The organism is Vibrio sp. MA40-2, from assembly GCF_047302445.1.
Lineage (GTDB): Bacteria > Pseudomonadota > Gammaproteobacteria > Enterobacterales > Vibrionaceae > Vibrio.
In genome coordinates this window covers 1,671,440-1,690,507 of the sequence record NZ_CP178628.1, presented here as the reverse complement: position 1 = coordinate 1,690,507, position 19,068 = coordinate 1,671,440, and the positions used below count along the sequence as shown (strand labels likewise).

The window sequence follows — 19,068 nt, the reverse complement described above, 5'->3', positions numbered from 1 at the left end:
TCGGAGCAAACTAATGCTTCAAGAACTGGTGGAGTTTTCTCCATCCGTGTTACTTGATTTTCTCATTTGCTCATGCGCTGTTGTAGGTTTGCCTTTTTCTTCGAGTTCTATTGAAGAATAACCATATTGCAAAGCCTGAAGAAGTGAGAACAATACAGCAACGAAACCAAGCGCCTTTACTGTTGGACGCTCAAGAAACGTATTCACTTTATTTCCCCAGTTCCTGTTATGAACACTCACTTTATTTCGCTGAAGAAGGTAGTACATATGCTGGAACCAGTAAGCTTTGCACATGGTTGACTTATGAAGTTTCACGTACTCTTTGGCTGCAAAAGCATCAACTTCTTCTTTACCAGTTAAACCATCACGATGCTCGCCATCGTTTAGCTTCATGAAACTAGCCATTCGAGGATGTTCTACACAGTTTTTTCCGTAAATGGACAATATAAGTGAAGACAAATTAAATTTCTTTGAGTCTGAAATCCTTTTCCCGTCCTCACCAGAAAGAACCTTGTAACGATGGATTAACGCTTCAAACCCATAGTTAATATTAGACATATTCCAATGTAGCCAAAATCCACCATCATTTTCTGAAACAAAGGAGAAAAACTGAGCGAGCATCTCCTTCTCCAAATCATCGTAATGCTCGTGAATATCCTCACGTGGGATTTTCTTCACCTCAGCAATTAAGTGGATAGAAAAACTGTGCATAGTAGAACTACCGACATGTAACACTGCAATAGAAGTTATTCGCGGAGAATAATTCTCATTGTTATCATTCAAATTCTGACATGAGTAATGAACAATAAAAAGACTTTGCTCATTCTCATGCAGTTTTTTTAATGTCTCTTTAGCGTTCAATTGAAACTCCGTATTCTGATTGCAAGTTAACATTATCAATAACCATCTCACTCGTTTTTTAGACGGCTTTCGATTACCATAAAGTATCATAACCTGATGAAAAATAAAGACTACCCGTAAGCACACCTCTCACTTGTTGCCAGCACGCAATGTGACAGATGCAAGTTAGAAAATGACAAATCTAACGCATTGGTAACTTTGAAGCGTATCCAATTATATGATTTGGCTCGCTGATTATCTCGCCAGTATTCAATAATATACATTGCAACAATACGAGTAAACAATTGAGACCCAAATGGCAAAAGTAGATATGCAGTTATTGCTGTACCAATTCCTACAAATGCATCAAACAAAAAGTTCTACTTTCACCAAAGAAGAACTTATCAACCATGTTGGGTGGAAGCCTAGCACCTTCAATTCATATTATGGAAAAGGCCAGATAACCCAATTCTTAGCTGAGATTGAAGTTAACAATTACGAAGCAATAAACGTTCTTGATGTGAGTTTCATTGAGTTCAAAAAGCGTTTGTCTCAGAGTAAGCATTATCAAGAGCTAGGCCATAGATGCAAATCTAGCTTGGCTAAAGCTTTGTTAAAAAAATCCAAAGATAACATGATGCTTGCACTAGAGCTTTGAAGTGGCATAGTTAATTTGGCCACCTAGTTAGAGGTGATATCATCACCTCATAAATGAATAGGTGACATTATGACTAAACGTAAAAGAAGGCTACTTAGTGCCGAATTTAAACTTGAGGCTGCCCAGTTAGTTCTCGATCAAAATTATACGATTGTTGAGGCGGCTCAAGCGATGAATGTGAGTAAATCTGCTTTGGGTAAATGGGTTCGTCAGTTAAAGGAAGAGCGTGAAGGAAAAGCTCCGCAAGCGGCTCCTCTTACTCCTGAGCAAATTGAAATCCGTGAATTGAAAAAGAAGCTCGCTCGTCTTGAAGAACACAATGATATTTTAAAAAAGGCTTCCGCTCTCTTGATGTCCGACTCTCTGAACAATTCTCGATAATCGAGAAACTCAAGAAGAGCTATAGCGTTAAAACGTTATGTTACGTGTTCAATGTTCATCGAAGCAGTTATAAATATTGGCGAAATCGGCCCAGCGATGTAAACCCTGAAAAGATTAAATTACAATGCTTGATTAGAGAAATTCATGCTGCCAGCAATGGCTCAGCGGGGGCGAGGAGTATTGCGGATATGGTGACGAACCAAGGTACACCATTGAGTCGTTATCGAGCTTCAAAGTTGATGAAGAGCTTAAGGTTAGTGAGTTGCCAACAACCAAAACATAAATATAAAAAATCGGGCTCAGAGCACATAGCTATCCCTAATTATTTAGATCGTCAATTTGCAGTGACGGCTCCAAACAAAGTTTGGGTTGGAGATGTAACGTTTGTGTGGACAGGAAATCGATGGGCATATCTCGCGGTAGTCATCGACCTATTTTCACGTAAGCCTATTGGGTGGGCGATGTCTTTATCACCTGATAGTAAATTAACAGGTAAAGCACTTTCAATGGCCTTTGAATCACGAGGTCAACCGGAAGGTATTTTGTTCCACTCGGATAGTAATAATGTCACTGCTTTGTTTCACGGTGGCAATCATTCATTAATGGTTCATGCTTGAAACATGGTACCAACAATGTATTAGGCTTTCTGACCCTCACTCTGATCGACCAATTATGTGTCATTCCTTGGATCTGTCGATTGTCTAATATCATTGCTTGGTGAGGGCAACCTCGCCTATATTTGTGACTCAAGAAGGGCCTGCTAAATACCTCATTACTGTCATGTCCAAATGTTAGGTTCAGTGCTCTCGTCCATAACGAATGAAACAATGGAGAGAAGTCATGAATAAAATTAACAAAATAGATCGTGAATGTATTGTTGGGGGAGTCGATACTCACAAGGATATACATGTCGCTGCCGTTGTAAATGAGTTAAATCAAGTACTATCTACCGAAAGCTTTCCAACAACTAGGCATGGATATAAAAAAATGCTTATGTGGATGTCATCATTTGGCCGTGTTTCACGGATCGGAATTGAATGCTCAGGTACATATGGCCTTGGTTTACTACGATACATGCAAAGCAGTGGGATTGAAGTGTTAGAGGTTACCGCACCAGACAAATCTGACCGTCGTAAACGAGGAAAAGATGACTCATTAGATGCTGAAAATGCGGCACATGCTGCTTTTAGCAAATTGAGAACAGTTACACCAAAAACAAGAGATGGAATGGTAGAATCTCTTAGAGTCCTAAAAAGTTGTCGAAAAAGTGCGGTATCGGCTCGAACAGTAGCTTTACAAATGATAAGAACAAGTATTGTATCTGCTCCAGATGAGTTACGTGACACCCTTAGGCATATGACTCGAATGAGCTTAATCCGTACACTTGCATCTACCCGCCCTGACTTAACCAATTACAGAGACATTAGCACTGCGTATAGAATAACTTTAAAATCTCTTGCTCGAAGATATATCGAACTTCATGATGAGATTGCTGATTTAGATAAAATGATTGCAACAATTGTCGAAACATTAGCACCACAATTAATTGAACAAACGGCAGTGGGATATGAATCGGCGGCGCAGCTACTGATCACGTTAGGTGATAACCCAGAGAGACTGCGATCAGAATCGAGTTTTGCTGCTCTCTGTGGAGTTAGCCCTATTCCTGCTTCATCAGGTAAAACTAACCGACACCGATTGAATAGAGGTGGAGATAGAGCGGCAAACAGTGCACTTCATATAATTGCGATTGGCAGACTTCGTATCGAAAAGCGTTCACAAGAATATATTAAAAAGCGCGTAGGTGACGGGTTATCAAAAATGGAAGCGTTGCGATGCTTGAAAAGATATATTGCAAGAGAAATTTACTATCTTCTTAAAAAGAGAAATATGTTGATTAATGCAGTCCAAATTACTTCTTGACACTTAGAAGGGCATCCAGGGAAGCCATTATACAAGTAGGAAATATCGTCAATTACTTTGGCGTTATCGAATCAAGCAGAGCTTATCACGCAGAGGAAATTGTTGGGATAATAGTCCGATGGAACGTTTCTTCAGAAGTTTGAAAAGTGAATGGATCCCTGAAAATGGTTATCGTACTTTTTCTGAAGCTAAAGAACAGATTGTTCGTATCCGCCCCATAAACCCCACATTCAAATAAGCTGACTGGCAATTTATGCTCTTAACTCCAACAATTAAGGAGATAAGAGCATGGTTAATCGACGTAGTGACCAGGAATGGTTGGGACTTTTACAGCAATACGAAAGCAGCGCTTTAACCCAGAAAGAATTTTGCCGACAGAATAAGCTCGCACTTTCCACTTTCTTTACTAAACGACGCTCGCTGCAATTGACAGGTGAAAGCCATCAGAGTAGCTTTGTTCGCGCAGAAGTGGTTGAGCAAACTACCCGTTATCAAGTGGCTCAACCTGAACTGGCGAATATGACGCTCAGTTTTAATGATGTCGAGTTGAGCGTTCCGCAAGGAACACCAACCCAGTATTTGGCAAAACTCATCTGTGCGCTTCAATCATGAAAGGGTTAGTGAATCCCCCTACGATTTACCTTTATCGTGAGTTCGTCGACTTTAGAAAATCCATTAACGGTCTTGCGGCATTGGTTGAGTCTGAAACGGATTTGTCCCTGAACTCTGGTGCGCTCTTCCTGTTTACCAATAAGCAGCGCGATAAAATGAAGGTGCTCTATTGGGATAAAACGGGCTTTGCTCTTTGGTACAAACGCCTTGAAAAAGCCAAGTTCAAATGGCCGTCCAAGGAGAAAAACCAAGTGTTTACTTTAAGCCAATTTGAGTTAGAAAGACTCCTTGCAGGCTTTACGATAATCGGCCATAAATCGGTTGAAATACACGATTTTACAATGAGTTAATCACGATAAAAGTCAGATATATCAGGTATTCCTATGGTCTTTTTAGTATAATAAATGCCATGAAAAAGACGCCTGATATTAACCCTGACAGCCAAGATGTCGCCGAGCTTCAAGCGATGGTGAAAGCCCTGATGGCTGAAAAAGAATCCCTTCTTGAGCAGTTCAAACTGGCTATCGACCGCCAGTTCGCCAAACGTGCCGAAACACTCAAACCTTATGATGAAGCGCAGGGTGACCTGTTCAATGAGGTGGAATGTGAAGCCCCTGCTGATGAGCAAGAAGAAGTGGTTACGACCACTACAATCAAAAAAGTGCGTGGTAAACGCAAACCTCTTCCTAAAGACCTACCGCGTGAGCAAATCGTGCTGGACTTGGATGATAAAGAGAAAGTCTGCTCGTGTTGCCAGCACCCGTTGCATAAAATCGGTGAAGACAGCAGCGAAAAGCTTGAGTTTACCCCTGCGGTATTGAAGGTGCTGGAATATGTTCGCCCTAAGTACGGCTGTCGCCAGTGCGAAAAAGACGCAGATAAAGTCAGCATCGTTCAAAAGCCTGCCCCTGCCAGTCTTATCCCAAAAAGCTTTGCCACAGAAAGCCTGCTAAGCAACATCATTTTAGGCAAATATCAGTACGCACTGCCACTTTATCGTCAGGAAAGCCTGTTCGAGCAATCAGGCATTGAACTGTCCCGAACGACCATGGCACGTTGGGTCATGCAGGTCAGCGAGCACTTTACTCCGCTCTATCAAGCTCTGCAAAAACACCTTCTGGAGCAAGTAGTGGTGCAAGCGGATGAAACGCCGCTCAATGTCCTTAAAGAAGACAAGAAATGCTACATGTGGGTTTACGCATCAGGTGCGGATTCACCCGATGCGAGTCTGAAAGGGGTCAAAAATATCGTCTTGTTCGATTATCAAAATGGTCGTTCAAGGGCATGTCCTATCGCCTTCCTTGGTGAGTACGATGGTTATTTACAAACGGATGGCTACAAAGCTTATGACGGGCTGCCAAAGGTGAAACACCTTGGCTGCCTTGCTCACGCACGTCGCAAATTTATGGATGCCAAAAAACTGCAAGGCAAAGGAAAGGCGGGCAAAGCGGATATCGCGCTGGCGAAAATCCAAAAGCTGTATGCACTGGAAACTCGCCTGAAAGGCCAAACCGCAGAGCAGCGATTAACTGAGCGGCAAAAGTTGGCGAAGCCAATGCTGGATGACTTACATAAATGGCTGACATCGCAAAAGGTAATAGAATCGAGCCAGTTAGGTAAAGCGATAAAATACACGGTTGGTCAGTGGCCTAAACTTGTTCGGTATGTGGAAGATGGCCACTTATCTATCGATAATAACCGAGCGGAACGTGCAATTAAGTCTCTGGTTATTGGGAGAAAAAATTGGTTATTCTCCGATACACCGAAAGGTGCAGGTGCTAGCGCGATGCTTTACAGCATCATCGAAACTGCGAAAGCGAATGGGCTTATCCTTTACGATTATCTGGTTCAGTGCATGAAAGAGTTGGCCAAACCAGAGCCAGATATCGATTCACTTCTTCCTTGGAACTTCCTTCACTAATAATGCGCCTGTGGGTTTATGGGGCGCTCACGATTGTTCGGTACATTATTGGATATTACAGCCAGCTTAGGCCCCATCAATATAATGGAGGATTAACACCGAATGAATCGGAACGATTATTCTGGTTAAACTCCGACATCGTGGCCAATTATTCTTGACCACTTCATAACAATAGGCTGTGGGAAACTACCTTGTTCAAGCATATATTTAGCAACAAAATCTCGCTCATGCTCATACTTAATATAACGATTACCTACATATTCGTAATGCTCAATTTCTTTAGGTATATGAGTTATCGAGCAACACTCACCTGTTGAAAGGGATTTCCGTCGGAATGACCATTTTTCAGGTTTCATCTGTACCCACATTTCCAAAAAAGTCTCGTTATGCCTATATACCTATTGCTCTACCACATTTTTTGGTATGTTTTTCAGTGCCTTGGGCCAACGAGAATAGTAAGACTTAAAAGTTTCTAGTTTAAAATCAGTGATATGCTTTACGATCGGCACTTCAATTTTTTCAAATTTACGAGTTCGTTTTCCCTGATGTTCCTTTTGTTTTCTAGCCAACCGTCTTCTCAGACTTCGATCTGTTGCTATTTTGTTCTGCCGTTTTTTATTCATTATTTCCTCGAAACTAGAGATACAGTTAATGATTAGCTAAATGATGTGTAGGTTTGACGCGATACCAACGAGCCATCTTTATGATTACAAATCATATTTTTAGATTCAACATCATAATTATTTTGAGTTATTTCATACGCCGAAAACAAGTCAGCTTCCAAGGGAGTAGAAGCGTAGGGGTTATAATAAATATGTAAACCATCTAGATGAGATTCTTTATGGTCGTTTGACTCATAAAGGTACATATCAGAACCACAAACAAGATTTCCGTCGAAGAATCTCATTGAAAAGATGTCGTAACCCTCTCTAATTTTTTTATGAGAACGACCTAGCATCTCAATACCTTCTTTAGCCATAAATTCAACAACGCCCATCTGACGATAGCGAGTTGCTCTAACCACATTAGGAATCCCAGCTTGCACTACCGCTTTCCCAAACGTGCCTGTTGTTGAAAAAATTACTGCGCTAATTTCTTTATAACTGTCATTTGTGAAGATACCTAATTCAACAGGTTGATTATTGTGATTTAGAATATGATCGATACTCTCAACCCACATGCCACCTTTACCATCAGAGGCTGGTGGATTTATTCCATAAAGCACCCTATTGATTGCCATATTGTTTTGTAAATAGGATAAGTGATTATCAAATGGAGCAACAGCGATAACAAATGGGTTACCTTTCACATGCTCCAAGGTTTGATAAGGGTATTTTTTATCGTTAATACCAATAAATAAGTCTCTTTTATCCTTTATTTTACCCGCTAATTTAATAGTTGATTGATCAAGAAATTTTGAATTATTGAGGTCACGGGCTGTTAGAAATGATTCAGATGAGTAGTATTCTTCACTCTCGTGATCTTTATTGTTAGCCGTAACAGCTTCAACATTAACAACTCGGCCTGATTTGTGTATAAGGTTAAAATCTGGGCTTTCTTTTGAATAATCTATATCAAAGCCCAATTCTATAAATGCTCTGTTTAGATATAATTCCCATAGCGATGAGTTAAAGGAGATTTGAAAATCTTGAACAAATTTCTTCGATTCTTTTTTTCTTCCACAAAGACCTTTAGACCATAGGTTTATAACTTCAGTTGTCAATTTATAAGAGTCTTCAGAAATTACCTTTCTGAATAGTGGATGTAACCTTTTTTCTTTAACTTCTAACTTAAATAAGTCCATATTTAGCCTAATGTTAACTATCAACCCGAATGCTATCTTTCTCTGGTAACTCACGATAGTTGCTACATTTCCACTCTAATTCTTTAGCACAACAATTTGCAAAGATTTTCAAAAAAACACTTTTTATAAAGCACCAGATTTTAAGATAGATAGGCATACATTCCCACTTAACTCGCTCCCAATCATGCTTTAGGAGTAAAGCCATATGTATAGAAAATACCTTGGTTTCAGAATTGTGTTTAAGCTCATCAAACGCAGATAAAACCTTTTTATCTTCATTACATTTGGGATTAAGAGATGTAGCTAACTTAGCCCGTAAGCTTGCTAGTTTTGCAGGATCGGGAATTGTTTTTTCATTTGAAATCAAAGCGACGACCTCCTATGTCACGGTACGCATTTCAGTACGCCATTTAGCTCTTTCTTTCGTAATCTGCTCGATATGCACAGATTTTTCATCTTTTCTTAAAGCAAAAAAAGCACCTAACCATCCAGTCACAGTCGTAAGTAAAATACCTATGAATAAAGAAGCTATATCAAACTCAAAGCTCATTCTTACCTCGAAATCAAAAAGAGGGTTAACATTGGTTATGCTGCATAATTCACCCTCTATACTTCTATGATGCCGTCTTTCGTTTAGCAATTCAATTTATAATCAATAAGTTAGTTACACGAAATGGGATATACCTAAATTAGTCAAAAAAGTCATCTACATAAGGCTAAAGAGTTATCGGTCGCCATTTTACCAAGCTAAAACAAAGCATAATGACCATCATTTGGGTGTATGAGATTGTCATATCTGTTATATCGCTTAAAAAAGAGTTAAAGAGTATAAAAACCACCGTAGTTTTGATGAGTAGATTCATGATACTTACTAGCAATATTAGTACTATCTTCGGCTCTATATCCATCTTTATGCCTGCCTAAAATCACGCATTCAAATTTATCGAAAATCTCTTATAAATAACTTAAATAGATGACACATGCTTATCCTTAGTTTTTTTCAACCTGTCTAGCACTCTATCTTGCTCATGTTCTTTCGAATTTTTTATGAAAAATCGCCATAACGGATTTTGTTTAGGATCTTCAGAACCACTTCTATTCCTTCTGGCTTCTGGAGCATTTCTAGCGGTGTTAAACCATAGAAAAACCATTTCGGCTTACTCAGCCACTCATCCACCAACTCTTCTTGCTCAAACAACTCAAGAAGAACTTTTCTCACCTCATCGTCTTTTTTCATCCCCTCCCCTCGTATAAGCAATTTGTTCTCTAAAAACTCAATCAATAGTCATGCTCAATGTAAAACCATTTAAACACAACTTCGAATAGCACTACCTTGATCGATAGTGAATACCAAGCCTGCTCGACAAGTGTATTGCAAACCCCTTTCTGCTCGTCGAGCCACCAGTATTAACAATATAAGTTCCGTTATCATTTAAACTGACGCAGCTACAATCTGACCAGTGCGCTGCCATACGTGAGTAGTCAAGCTGTCCAAGTTTCCTTGCGGCTTGGTAAATATGATTGGTTCGTTCTACGGGAGCCAGACTTTCATACGTAACCCAAAGGTTATGAAATACTAACCCTAGACCTTGAATGAGTGTCGCAACTAACTGAAAACCTGTTCTATCTTGTGAATAAGCATCACCTTGGCAATCTATCCATGTTTCAAGGAACAATACTAAGTCACTTCTAATTGGATCGAGGTGTTTCTTGGAAAGAATCGCCCCATCATTCATCTCTCGAACTCCCCGTACTTTACCTTGCATACGTTCACCACCTAAAGCACCAAGGATGAATCGGGTAACAGTATTTAAAGTTAGTACAAATTCACTTTTGACAGTGACTGTGTTGGCGTCAAAGCTCATACCACCATGAGAGGCTACTATCGGTAGCTCGCTAATCTCACGAGCAAACATGACCACATCATCTGTTCTTGCTAATTTCATGAGTTTGTTGGTACTCATCGGGGTAGCTTGTCCATTCACATCTGCGAAAATTTGAGAAAAGTCAGCCTCAGAGAGGGCTTTGTCTTTACGGAAAATGAACAAGACCTGAACACTGAGTTCTTGAAGTAAAACAGAAAGTTCTACCCTACGTTTTAGCCGAGCATCCGATTCTTTAATATTTTTGAGAAGTGATTGATCATATCCCCCTAAGATCGTTGCAGCAGTAGAGAGCCTGTTAACACCATCAACAACAAAATTTTCATCTGGTTGCATCTCCAAGATGTCATTAAATCGCGGATCATCACTGAACTCGATATCCACCTCAGACATGCAACCGATTAGAACAGGCGGGATAACACCACTAATGTCAGTTGATTCAGTTAAATGTTTATAGCAATAGTCTTCAAACCCCTGCCTTCTACTTGGACTAGCGACTCGCTGAATCTCTTTATAAAGAACTTTTAGGTGAGCAGGAATTAGATCAAATGAGCAAGCACGTAAAAGCTCGGCCACAGACATAACCGTGGACATTGTATATACACCATTGAACGACGTGTGTGTGATACAACCAAATACTTGCTTTGTCGTCGCTCCAAATCTTCGTTTTTCATTAGTAGGTTTGTTCATCAAAAGTGTCTCTTTAAATTATTTTATAGAGCGCATAATTGATCGGGGCGACGCCCCAATCAAGAGTTTTTTTCATTTTTTCTTTATGATTTAGGAAAATCAAAGTGTTAAAAATAAAAAATAAATGAGAAATTCAGGCGAGCTGATCATAAATGGAATTCAAAGTGCCAACTTGCTTGGCGGCTTATCACTACTTCAAAGCTGTATAAGTGTTGAGGAGTTGCTGACTTCCCTTCCTCAAGAACATCTGTTGTTAGAACAATTTTCCGCAAACTACGAACGTTCGGTGAACAAGGAAAGACTAAGCAAACTGGAAAATTATTTTCTAGAGAGCGTTATCAATGACACCCCACTAGATGTCCCTAAAATTTCCTTGGTTGCTTATCGAAATGCATACGTCGAGATGCAACACAATAAGCTAGCAAATCTACACTTTGGTAAAAATGATTCGGCAATCGTGGATGGTTTTCTAGTACTAAGCGCACTCAGTAAACTTTTGGATCGAGTTGATCCATTTACAGGTAAGAAAGCAGATAACAGTGCTTTAACAACGAAACAAAAACAAGCTCTCGCTTCTATTGATGTGCTTTTGAGTATTTATTATCGACCTAATGAAAGAGTTGATGAAGAATCTTTGTCAAAATTATTTTTTAGTATCAATGCAATAGACTCTAGAGTGTATTCACAAACTATAAATACACATATCCATGAGTCACCTCTTAGTGTTGGTGCGGAAAAGCTTGCCCTTGCTCTTAACCTGAATGCACTTGGGGGAGTTTCTGAACTTAACAAGATTACTAAATCAGATAGTTACGTTACTACTAGAAATACACTTATTCATATCCTACTAGCTAGTTTAGGAGGGAAAAGTGCAAGAATTGAAAAGCAATTACCGACCCACCTACCTAACAAAACCCTCATCACAGAGCAGCTAGTCAATGATGCTTTAAAAACCGTGATTCCGCTCATGAAAGGTTGGATATCATGTTTGGAAACTAAATTTAAACAAGACAGTAGTGGGTTTCATCGCTCTATGCAGATTTGGCAAGCTCTAGGTGTTGTTGCAAACTATTTTACGTGTAATCATGGTTTCACAGAGGCTGAACTATTTACCGCTGGCCAAACTTTAGGACAATTAGACTACGATAAGAGAGCTTCCCATTGGAGTAGATCCAAAGCGCTCAAAAAAGATGCCAGTAATACTTTCTGGATAAATGCTACAGGCGGTGGACGTACTTTTAGGGATAAGATCGCAGAATATTTTATAGGAGAGCTAGTGGATCTAGAGTAGATGCGTACCATTATTAACAATTGACTAATTAGATCACATCCTAAGCTTACGCCTTAAATCAATTGGCATTTCTCGAAGGAGTAAATCCAATGTCTCCTTTACATTTATAGCCTCAAGCTCTTGTACTCTCTTCCTTAATGATTGAATGTCATCTACAAGCTCATCTTTCTTCTTAACTCGCACACCACTTTTTCTATAACGTAATTCCTGCTTTTTCTGCTCTTTTCTATGTACTTCCAATAACTCAACATTCATTTCATCAAAGAACATTAAGATACCTTCGCTAAAATTTGATGTTCTAAATATGCTTTGCGAACTAATCCCAACTAAAGCTGCCACTTCAGATTTCTTTATCTGATACAAACCTTTAAGTGTTTTTTTATCCGCAACTCTACCAAATGATTTGATAGAATCCTCTTTCTCTAACTTGAGTTTTACAATGGCATCCCAGGCTTTAAATGTGGTGTGATTAGTATCGTCGCAAACCCAACTTGGTCGATCTGTATTACATGGTTCTGTGTTTATTGAAACACCAACGTCAATTGCATTAAGGAAATCATCGGACATCATTTCATCTAAGTCATCAACAGGCATAAGGGGGATCCTCTTGTAGTTTACTTTCGATACTTGCTATTGCCTCTTCAATTACATGCAAAATTTTCATGACATTTCCCAAATTTTCACCCGACTTTAACTCTTTAATCCTTTTGTAACCTGAACGAAGAATCGGTAAGTGTTGTTCTAACATGAACCCCATAATATCCGCATTTAAAGCTTCTTTTACAAAGGGTTGAATTGTCATCCAAATACCTTTCAGGTTACCTTCTACAATCATTGCGTGTGTGCAATTAAGACAGAATTCTGGCCTTGCATTATGAGGGTTTATATCTCCAAACTCAGCACATTTTGCTCGGCTTTCAGCACCTTCTCGTGGTATGCAAGTCGCAAAATGAGAGGGTTGTATTGATATAACTCTTCCTGATATTTTCTCTCGGAGTACGAGCAGTTCGGTACTACTAACCGCTTTTGTAAGCTGAGAGACTTTCTTCACATAGCGAGAAAAACCACCAAGGTAAGCTTGACCTATAGACTTTGAATCAATAAGTAAGGTGTCTACTATTGAATTCAAAACTGTTATACGTGCTGCCTTCATAAGATGTTGTGGCTCTTTACCTTTCAGGTATGCCATAAAAAATGAATCATCAAGGTGACAAAACTGGTGACGAATTACCGCACCAACATCTCCTTGGTAGCGGGTAAGTACTGCTTCCGCCCAGATATGACGGAAGGCATGAGGTGAAGGATAACGCACACCTTGCAATAACTCTTTTGAAATATCCGCCATCATCTTCCTGTCCAAGTTAATATTACCAGACATGAGCCACTCGTTGGTTTCAACAGAAAGGTAATTCTCTACGACCTCTGCATATCTCTTATCTTCAATTCTACCTGTCTCATTAAGCTCAACCAACGATGCTTTGAACTGATTCTGTATTTTAGAGCGGCTACCTCCAACAATAGTGGAACAACGTAACCGAAATAGATCCCCTCGAACTTCATTACATGCATCAAGAATATGATTAGCACGAGAGCTGCTTAGATCGTACTTATCCTGCAACAGCTTCAGATTAACCACCTCGGTAGAAGACAGTCTTTCCATATCCACTTTTGATAACCGATATAATGTTGCTACATCTTCAAACGGTTGATAGAAGTTCACAAATGAAATCCAGTTTGCACTGACACGAAACTCAATTGCCGCAGTTGAATAGTTTGAAGCGGTATTGTGCAATGAACTCCCTAAGCTCTCATACAAACAAGGCATGTCCCCTGTAGCTTGAAACAAATCATTTAGCTGTGCCGCCAATTGATAACATTGAGAGGTTATTTCTCTATCTAACTTGGTTGTGCCATTGGTTTTAGGAACGAACCACTTTAGCTTAAACCTGAATGGAACATGCGAGTTATCAAGGATATCCATGTTGGGTTCTGCACTAATTGCGTGTAAAGGAAACCCAAATTCAGATTTACGATAGCCGAGCCAAGACACGACAAGGGAAGTCATGGCATGAGTAACCCGCTCCATCTCTCCCAATAGATGACTGAAGTTCTCCGCTAGTGAGCCACCTAATAGCTTGAATACCCAATCCTTCAATGACTTCATGAATGACTCTTTATCCAATTTTTTCTTCAAGATTAATTGAGTCATTTTCGTATATACATCTTTTGATGTCAGGCTCGCAACTGCAACACTATCAATAAATGTTCTATCAAGTGAACTGAGATAATTCTGCCACACCTGTTCCGCTGTTTTATTTGTAGCTAATGGGTAGTACTTTTTAAGCATTAAGATTCGAACAATTTCTACAGCATCGAATCTCATTTCAAGCCCTAGTTCCTGCACAAGTTCATGAATATATTCTTCATTAAACGAAAGTGTTTTCTCTAAATGCGCGTTATATTGGGAAAACAACTCCGCATCAATCGCATGATGTACCGCAGATCTTGTCCTAACAAGCGTTGACTTATCATGCTTGTTCGCACTATAAGTTCCTTGAATGGTATCTATAAACACTCTATTCCAGTATTTATTTGACCGCTCAAATGCAAATTGATTAGTTATTTTCTCTATAGTCCTACGACAAACCAATGTATAGAAGTAATCCTGCTCATATACTTGCCTCATATAGTCGATGTAATACTGTCCTAACTCTAACCCAAGAAAATTATAACTCCCCCCATCTTTATATTCGTTTAATCCAATACCTAACAGAGGCTGGCAAGCATTACTTAATGTACTTTCAATGTTTTTTTGAGTTAAATCATCACCTATAAATCCTGTAATTCCAATGTTGTTAAGCTTATTTCTCACACTTGAAAGATTCACTGCTCCATAACTACCCCTAAAACTAGGTGGACTCAACTGCCTATGGAAGCCTACTTTATTCACAGACTGAGTTAAGAAGCTAACATGAAAATCTTCCATGTTATTCTTCGTAAGTCTCAATTCCTTTCGAGAATTCAAGAAAGCACTGACATGCATCATAAACTTATATACAGGGACTGCGGGGTATGGGGTTCTAGGGGACATCGCACTTAAAATAAATAGCTTAACGTATTCCTTTAACGACAAAGGGTAAATATTTCCCTTTATATTGAGAAAAGCAACGCCCACCAATTGTATATGGGGAGAGTCGAATGCAGACAAGTCTAAACGCGAAATATAACCTTTAGTATCCTTAAAGCAAAGTGTATCTTCAAACAGATCACCACCCTCACTTATAAAAGCAGGGTGGGCTAGCAACCTTTGGTTTTGGTCATGCCAAAAACTCTCAAACTCATTAGATAAAACATGTAAAGACATAATATTTTCTCTTTTGGCTATATTGAGTGAAACACGCTGATGGAAACCTCATTGTCTTTCATTTTATTAAAAAGGGCTTTTCCTTGCTTCAATGAATTAATACTAAGTTTATCCAATACATGTTCCATCCATTCTATTGTTGGCATTGCCGTCCTAAACAAAAAATCTGGATTCTTGCTTAATAATTTCTTATAGCTTTTACTGAATTCATGCTGGTAATTCATAATTTTGAACACTGTTACTGGGCTGTCTAATACATAAATTGGTGAAAAACATTGGTCATCACCTTGTTCTGAAAGTGATAAAACCCCGATTTCATTCACTTTACCTTTATTCTGCCCTGTGACTACTTTGATACGAGATATCATTTCACCACTTTTATAAGATAAGCTATCTGCAAGGCTTGTGAACTCGTTATTGAATTCTGCTTTAAGTTCATCTGCTCGACCTTTCCCTAGGTTTTCAAAGCCTAAATCAAACACATTATTAATTAAATCCAGCATAACGTTGCGAGTAATTCTTCCTGAAGCGTTAATCCATTCTTCATTATCTGCATTTAAATAATGTTGCTTTTCAGTTTGGTTCGTGTGTGAATTTCTATTAATAAGAAAGTGCAATGTATAAGGATCACTATGAGCATGAACTGACGAATTTTTGATCGCTTGAAAACCAAATAAATTTGTAGGACATGGCGTTTCAGACTCCTCAACCAGCTTTCTTCTCTCTTCAATCGGTGTTTTTTTTACGGCGAAAACTATATTTCCTGTATGTTTCCCATTGCTAAGAGCTTTTAATACTGCATAGATAGAAGGCGGTACACCCCCTTGCCCCCTGTGAGCTAAGATAATACGTTCACTGACTGAATTTAAACTTAATAGCTCAAATAACAATCCAGATACGGATGAACAACCAGTTGAAATGACAGGAGAGCCGCCTTTGAAGGATTCCAGTTCTTCCCCTTTGTGTTGTTTAAGATAAAGATACAGAGCTTTCCCTTCCTTCTTCCTTGTAGATAAGGAACGTGTATGATGTATAGCACCAGATCGCGACTTGAAGTATTCACACTCTATATGAGTTACTCTCCCTCCTACCTTTAAAAAACGAAATGAATTTTTTGTCAGCTTACCAATATCAGAAGGCTGGACAGATAGGCTAGCCATCAGCCATGAGAACATCAATGCATCAAGCTTCGTAACTGACATTTCAGAATCTGGAGTAACTAAACTCATTAAATAATCTAAACTAAACAATGACCCAGAACTACTTCGCACACACACTTTTGAAGTAAAATCAGTACTGATCTTATTTCCGTTATTTCTCTTTGGGTGAAAAAGCTCTTCCATTTTCTCTTTACTTTCAAGTGCTGGAAGTACCTTTAATAAATTATCCTTATTAGTCAAATTTGATAGTAATACAATCTCCAGCGCACTACGAAGTTGTCTGCTGTTGTCATTATTTTCATGATATTTACAAATAAGGTAATAGATACATTCACCAACATAATTAGCTCGAAAAAACTTACTTTCCCTTTTAAATAGTTCAGGTTCATATGAATACTTTGCGAAGTCATTCTCTAGCAAAAATTTCTTTAGTATTGTCTTGCTTTTATACAGCTCCGTCATAATCGTAGATACTGTAATCTTAAATGAACTCATAGTTAACTTTGGTGATGCTAAAACTTGATATAGCTGATTTCCCACACCAACGTCATCTCTTCTAAGCCAGTCTAACCCTCCAAAGTAACTAGCTAACGAATCTTGTTTTTTATTCAGGTTAGGGCTTATTTTAGTATCTTTCAAAACTTGAAGATATTGGAGTTGTTCAGGAGCAATATTTAATCTAAGTTCATTACTTCGCTCTAATGAATAATAGAAAATAGTTCTTAAAGAAATCAGCGCACTATATCCGCCATGATTATTTAACAAATCAAAGCGATAGGATTCATATTCCTTTAAAATTTTATAGGGATTAGACACCTTTGCACTATTTAGCCAGTCAATGAATTTATAAACCGACTGACTGACTATTCCTTTGGCCGATAGAGGAGCACTATCATCCAAGAAAGCATAATTATAGGCAGCTATTACCACCTTGTAGAGCAACTGCTTATCTGGGTTATTACTATCAAGAAATACTATATGTCGTTCTGGCTGTTTTTCGTATTTCAGAGCTGGAATCATGAGTGATTTCGCAGTCAAAGGAAATCGTAAATTACTCACTTTTCTACTTTTTATCAGTTCTTCTGTAATTTTATCTTCAAAATAATTAGAATCACCGATTAAATCATGCCTTTCATTACTCATTAGCAGACTCTCTTAATAGTTTTTCTCGCAATCCACAACTATGTATATATTCTTTTGTGACATCATTAGCCGAACGTGCATCAACCTTATGCCCTAATCGCACCGCTGTTGTTAAGTAAACGCTTGATGTAGTGGTAATTGATTCATAGCTCTTATTTTCACTACGACATAAATTGTAGAAAATGTCCGTACCAAAAGAATGCCGTAAGTGATGGTATACATGAACTAACTGTATCTCTTGATAGCCCTCAAATCGTTCTGGATGATCATCCATTTCTTTGAGCAGTCTATTCCTTATCTTAGCAAAAGTGTCGGTGCCGAACCTTTTTGATATACATTGCCCAAAGGAGTTGTTACTAGAACTGGATACAAATAGGTGATTTGAGTCAGATTGTGGACGCTCTGTATCATAATAGAGCTTAATTTTTTCTAGAAGATACCTTGGAATATATAACGTTCTAGAGCGACTATATTTAGTGTAGAGAGAGCTAAGGTGATACTCAAATTCTTCCTTGTTTGGGTGTAGGTCTAAATCATTGAATAAGTTTAACAACCCTTTATGAACCTTAGTATTTGCTTTGTAATCGTTTAATAATAGCCCTTGATTTTCTTTAGTACGAAGTCCTAGCTCACCTCCGCATCTAAGAACTAATTCTTCTAAAAGTGAATCGGTATTCTGATAAAAAAGCTGCCTGTTTTGGGGTAAAAGATACTTGACTGCCTTTTCTTGTCTGTTATTGTTCCTGGCTATCTCTCGATGTGTCGATTTAATATAAATCGCTTTATACTTATTATCAAAAAAGTACATTAGCCAATTATAGTATGCACATAATGCATTAACTGCTTGCCTAGCAACGTGTTCACTACTTCTACATTCGACAATGAGGTAATCATTAATATATTCATTAATGATTTCTTGCGGCAATGCTGTATGAGTAGAAAGCTTGACGTAATAACTCTCATCATAGCTATCAACCCACTCTAAGAAACGCCCCAAATGATTACAGATTTTGTAACTTGCGTCAGACCCAATTTCAGTGTGCTTAAACTCATCTTCTTTCTGGTTTGTATCACGATTCTTGTATGATTTTATCTCTACCTTGATCCCTTGCAGTTCCGTGTATCTAGAAAATAGGCACGGTAGTACCAATGGATTCTGGCTACCATCAACATAGATATGATGCTTATTAACTGTCGTGTCAAACCGTCTGTACATACACTAAAACCCACAATAGTCACACTCTCAGTTTAAATGTAGCTCAAAGTAACTAACTTACAAGTTTATCCATTGATTGACACCCTCAAGTTTAAAAACAATCCATATCAATGTGGATTATTTTCCTCTGTTTAACTGCAGGAGTAACATCAATTTTTGGCATGGCAACTAACAATGAAATC

Annotated in this window: 17 protein-coding genes and 3 pseudogenes; 9 read left to right on the top strand and 11 right to left on the bottom strand. The window is 38.6% G+C overall.

All coding sequences use genetic code 11. The features are described 5' to 3' along the window. Window positions 1–18: 18 nt before the first annotated feature. Complete coding sequence (locus ACLKML_RS15255) at window positions 19–861, bottom strand: hypothetical protein (protein WP_413283915.1); 843 nt, start codon at window positions 859–861, stop codon at window positions 19–21. Between the two features lie 295 nt (window positions 862–1,156). Here ACLKML_RS15255 and ACLKML_RS15250 point away from each other — a divergent pair, with 295 nt between their 5' ends. From ACLKML_RS15250 to ACLKML_RS15215, 8 genes and pseudogenes are all read left to right on the top strand, one after another. Then, a complete protein-coding gene (locus tag ACLKML_RS15250; RefSeq protein ID WP_413283914.1) occupies window positions 1,157–1,498 on the top strand; it encodes a hypothetical protein in 342 nt (113 codons plus the stop codon). Between the two features lie 69 nt (window positions 1,499–1,567). Then, a pseudogene (locus tag ACLKML_RS15245) lies at window positions 1,568–2,445 on the top strand (IS3 family transposase); the annotation flags it as partial. 274 nt (window positions 2,446–2,719) lie between these two features. Next, window positions 2,720–3,802, top strand: a complete 1,083-nt coding sequence (locus ACLKML_RS15240; protein WP_413282512.1) for an IS110 family transposase — start codon at window positions 2,720–2,722, stop codon at window positions 3,800–3,802. Between the two features lie 16 nt (window positions 3,803–3,818). Beyond that, window positions 3,819–4,007, top strand: a pseudogene (locus tag ACLKML_RS15235) (integrase core domain-containing protein); the annotation flags it as partial. Between the two features lie 83 nt (window positions 4,008–4,090). After that, on the top strand, window positions 4,091–4,414 hold the full coding sequence (tnpA, locus tag ACLKML_RS15230) for an IS66 family insertion sequence element accessory protein TnpA (protein ID WP_413282882.1): 324 nt from the start codon (window positions 4,091–4,093) through the stop codon (window positions 4,412–4,414). Continuing rightward, window positions 4,411–4,764 (top strand): IS66 family insertion sequence element accessory protein TnpB, encoded by a 354-nt coding sequence (tnpB, locus tag ACLKML_RS15225; RefSeq protein WP_413282881.1) that lies wholly within the window; start codon window positions 4,411–4,413, stop codon window positions 4,762–4,764. Before tnpA ends, tnpB begins: the two co-directional genes overlap by 4 nt. Before the next feature lie 59 nt (window positions 4,765–4,823). Beyond that, entirely contained in the window at window positions 4,824–6,335 is a 1,512-nt protein-coding gene (tnpC, locus tag ACLKML_RS15220; RefSeq protein ID WP_413282880.1) for an IS66 family transposase, read from the top strand. A 32-nt stretch (window positions 6,336–6,367) separates the two neighbouring features. Beyond that, window positions 6,368–6,493: pseudogene (locus ACLKML_RS15215) on the top strand (IS3 family transposase); the annotation flags it as partial. Here ACLKML_RS15215 and ACLKML_RS15210 read toward each other — a convergent pair. The 6 genes from ACLKML_RS15210 to ACLKML_RS15185 all read right to left on the bottom strand — a co-directional run bounded on the left by ACLKML_RS15210 (window position 6,461) and on the right by ACLKML_RS15185 (window position 10,712). Continuing rightward, window positions 6,461–6,691: a hypothetical protein gene (locus ACLKML_RS15210; protein ID WP_413283913.1), complete on the bottom strand. Its 231-nt coding sequence runs from the start codon at window positions 6,689–6,691 to the stop codon at window positions 6,461–6,463. The pseudogene ACLKML_RS15215 and the gene ACLKML_RS15210 overlap by 33 nt on opposite strands. A 299-nt stretch (window positions 6,692–6,990) precedes the next feature. Beyond that, window positions 6,991–8,139 carry a hypothetical protein gene (locus ACLKML_RS15205; RefSeq protein ID WP_413283912.1) on the bottom strand — a complete coding sequence of 383 codons (1,149 nt, stop codon included), beginning with the start codon at window positions 8,137–8,139 and terminating at the stop codon, window positions 6,991–6,993. Window positions 8,140–8,152: 13 nt separating this feature from the next. After that, complete coding sequence (locus ACLKML_RS15200; protein WP_413283911.1) at window positions 8,153–8,506, bottom strand: hypothetical protein; 354 nt, start codon at window positions 8,504–8,506, stop codon at window positions 8,153–8,155. A 12-nt stretch (window positions 8,507–8,518) separates the two neighbouring features. Beyond that, window positions 8,519–8,689, bottom strand: coding sequence for a hypothetical protein (locus ACLKML_RS15195; protein ID WP_413283910.1), 171 nt, complete (start codon window positions 8,687–8,689; stop codon window positions 8,519–8,521). 495 nt (window positions 8,690–9,184) lie between these two features. Beyond that, window positions 9,185–9,376, bottom strand: a complete 192-nt coding sequence (locus ACLKML_RS15190; RefSeq protein ID WP_413283909.1) for an antitoxin Xre/MbcA/ParS toxin-binding domain-containing protein — start codon at window positions 9,374–9,376, stop codon at window positions 9,185–9,187. Between the two features lie 91 nt (window positions 9,377–9,467). Further along, the gene (locus ACLKML_RS15185) at window positions 9,468–10,712 is read right to left on the bottom strand and encodes a hypothetical protein (RefSeq protein WP_413283908.1); all 1,245 of its coding nucleotides are present in this window, start codon (window positions 10,710–10,712) and stop codon (window positions 9,468–9,470) included. 124 nt (window positions 10,713–10,836) lie between these two features. Between ACLKML_RS15185 and ACLKML_RS15180 the strand changes: the two genes are divergently transcribed. After that, window positions 10,837–12,003, top strand: coding sequence for a hypothetical protein (locus tag ACLKML_RS15180; RefSeq protein WP_413283907.1), 1,167 nt, complete (start codon window positions 10,837–10,839; stop codon window positions 12,001–12,003). Window positions 12,004–12,036: 33 nt separating this feature from the next. Here ACLKML_RS15180 and ACLKML_RS15175 read toward each other — a convergent pair whose 3' ends face one another. From ACLKML_RS15175 to ACLKML_RS15160, 4 genes are read right to left on the bottom strand one after another with little or no spacing between them, the layout of a single operon-like run. After that, on the bottom strand, window positions 12,037–12,597 hold the full coding sequence (locus ACLKML_RS15175; RefSeq protein WP_413283906.1) for a hypothetical protein: 561 nt from the start codon (window positions 12,595–12,597) through the stop codon (window positions 12,037–12,039). Then, on the bottom strand, window positions 12,587–15,367 hold the full coding sequence (locus ACLKML_RS15170) for a hypothetical protein (protein ID WP_413283905.1): 2,781 nt from the start codon (window positions 15,365–15,367) through the stop codon (window positions 12,587–12,589). The genes ACLKML_RS15175 and ACLKML_RS15170 overlap by 11 nt, the downstream gene beginning before the upstream one ends. A gap of 17 nt (window positions 15,368–15,384) precedes the next feature. Beyond that, entirely contained in the window at window positions 15,385–17,670 is a 2,286-nt protein-coding gene (locus ACLKML_RS15165; RefSeq protein ID WP_413283904.1) for a hypothetical protein, read from the bottom strand. Further along, on the bottom strand, window positions 17,663–18,886 hold the full coding sequence (locus tag ACLKML_RS15160; protein WP_413283903.1) for a site-specific integrase: 1,224 nt from the start codon (window positions 18,884–18,886) through the stop codon (window positions 17,663–17,665). The genes ACLKML_RS15165 and ACLKML_RS15160 overlap by 8 nt, the downstream gene beginning before the upstream one ends. Window positions 18,887–19,068 lie beyond the last annotated feature (182 nt).

Coding starts and splice junctions, on each gene's coding strand:
- ACLKML_RS15185 (WP_413283908.1), bottom strand. CDS start 10,712: ATGAACAAACCTACTAATGAAAAACGAAGATTTGGAGCGACGACAAAG.
- ACLKML_RS15190 (WP_413283909.1), bottom strand. CDS start 9,376: ATGAAAAAAGACGATGAGGTGAGAAAAGTTCTTCTTGAGTTGTTTGAG.
- tnpC (WP_413282880.1), top strand. CDS start 4,824: ATGAAAAAGACGCCTGATATTAACCCTGACAGCCAAGATGTCGCCGAG.
- ACLKML_RS15175 (WP_413283906.1), bottom strand. CDS start 12,597: ATGCCTGTTGATGACTTAGATGAAATGATGTCCGATGATTTCCTTAAT.
- ACLKML_RS15205 (WP_413283912.1), bottom strand. CDS start 8,139: ATGGACTTATTTAAGTTAGAAGTTAAAGAAAAAAGGTTACATCCACTA.
- tnpB (WP_413282881.1), top strand. CDS start 4,411: ATGAAAGGGTTAGTGAATCCCCCTACGATTTACCTTTATCGTGAGTTC.
- tnpA (WP_413282882.1), top strand. CDS start 4,091: ATGGTTAATCGACGTAGTGACCAGGAATGGTTGGGACTTTTACAGCAA.
- ACLKML_RS15250 (WP_413283914.1), top strand. CDS start 1,157: ATGGCAAAAGTAGATATGCAGTTATTGCTGTACCAATTCCTACAAATG.
- ACLKML_RS15210 (WP_413283913.1), bottom strand. CDS start 6,691: ATGAAACCTGAAAAATGGTCATTCCGACGGAAATCCCTTTCAACAGGT.
- ACLKML_RS15195 (WP_413283910.1), bottom strand. CDS start 8,689: ATGAGCTTTGAGTTTGATATAGCTTCTTTATTCATAGGTATTTTACTT.
- ACLKML_RS15240 (WP_413282512.1), top strand. CDS start 2,720: ATGAATAAAATTAACAAAATAGATCGTGAATGTATTGTTGGGGGAGTC.
- ACLKML_RS15165 (WP_413283904.1), bottom strand. CDS start 17,670: ATGAGTAATGAAAGGCATGATTTAATCGGTGATTCTAATTATTTTGAA.
- ACLKML_RS15180 (WP_413283907.1), top strand. CDS start 10,837: ATGAGAAATTCAGGCGAGCTGATCATAAATGGAATTCAAAGTGCCAAC.
- ACLKML_RS15170 (WP_413283905.1), bottom strand. CDS start 15,367: ATGTCTTTACATGTTTTATCTAATGAGTTTGAGAGTTTTTGGCATGAC.
- ACLKML_RS15160 (WP_413283903.1), bottom strand. CDS start 18,886: ATGTACAGACGGTTTGACACGACAGTTAATAAGCATCATATCTATGTT.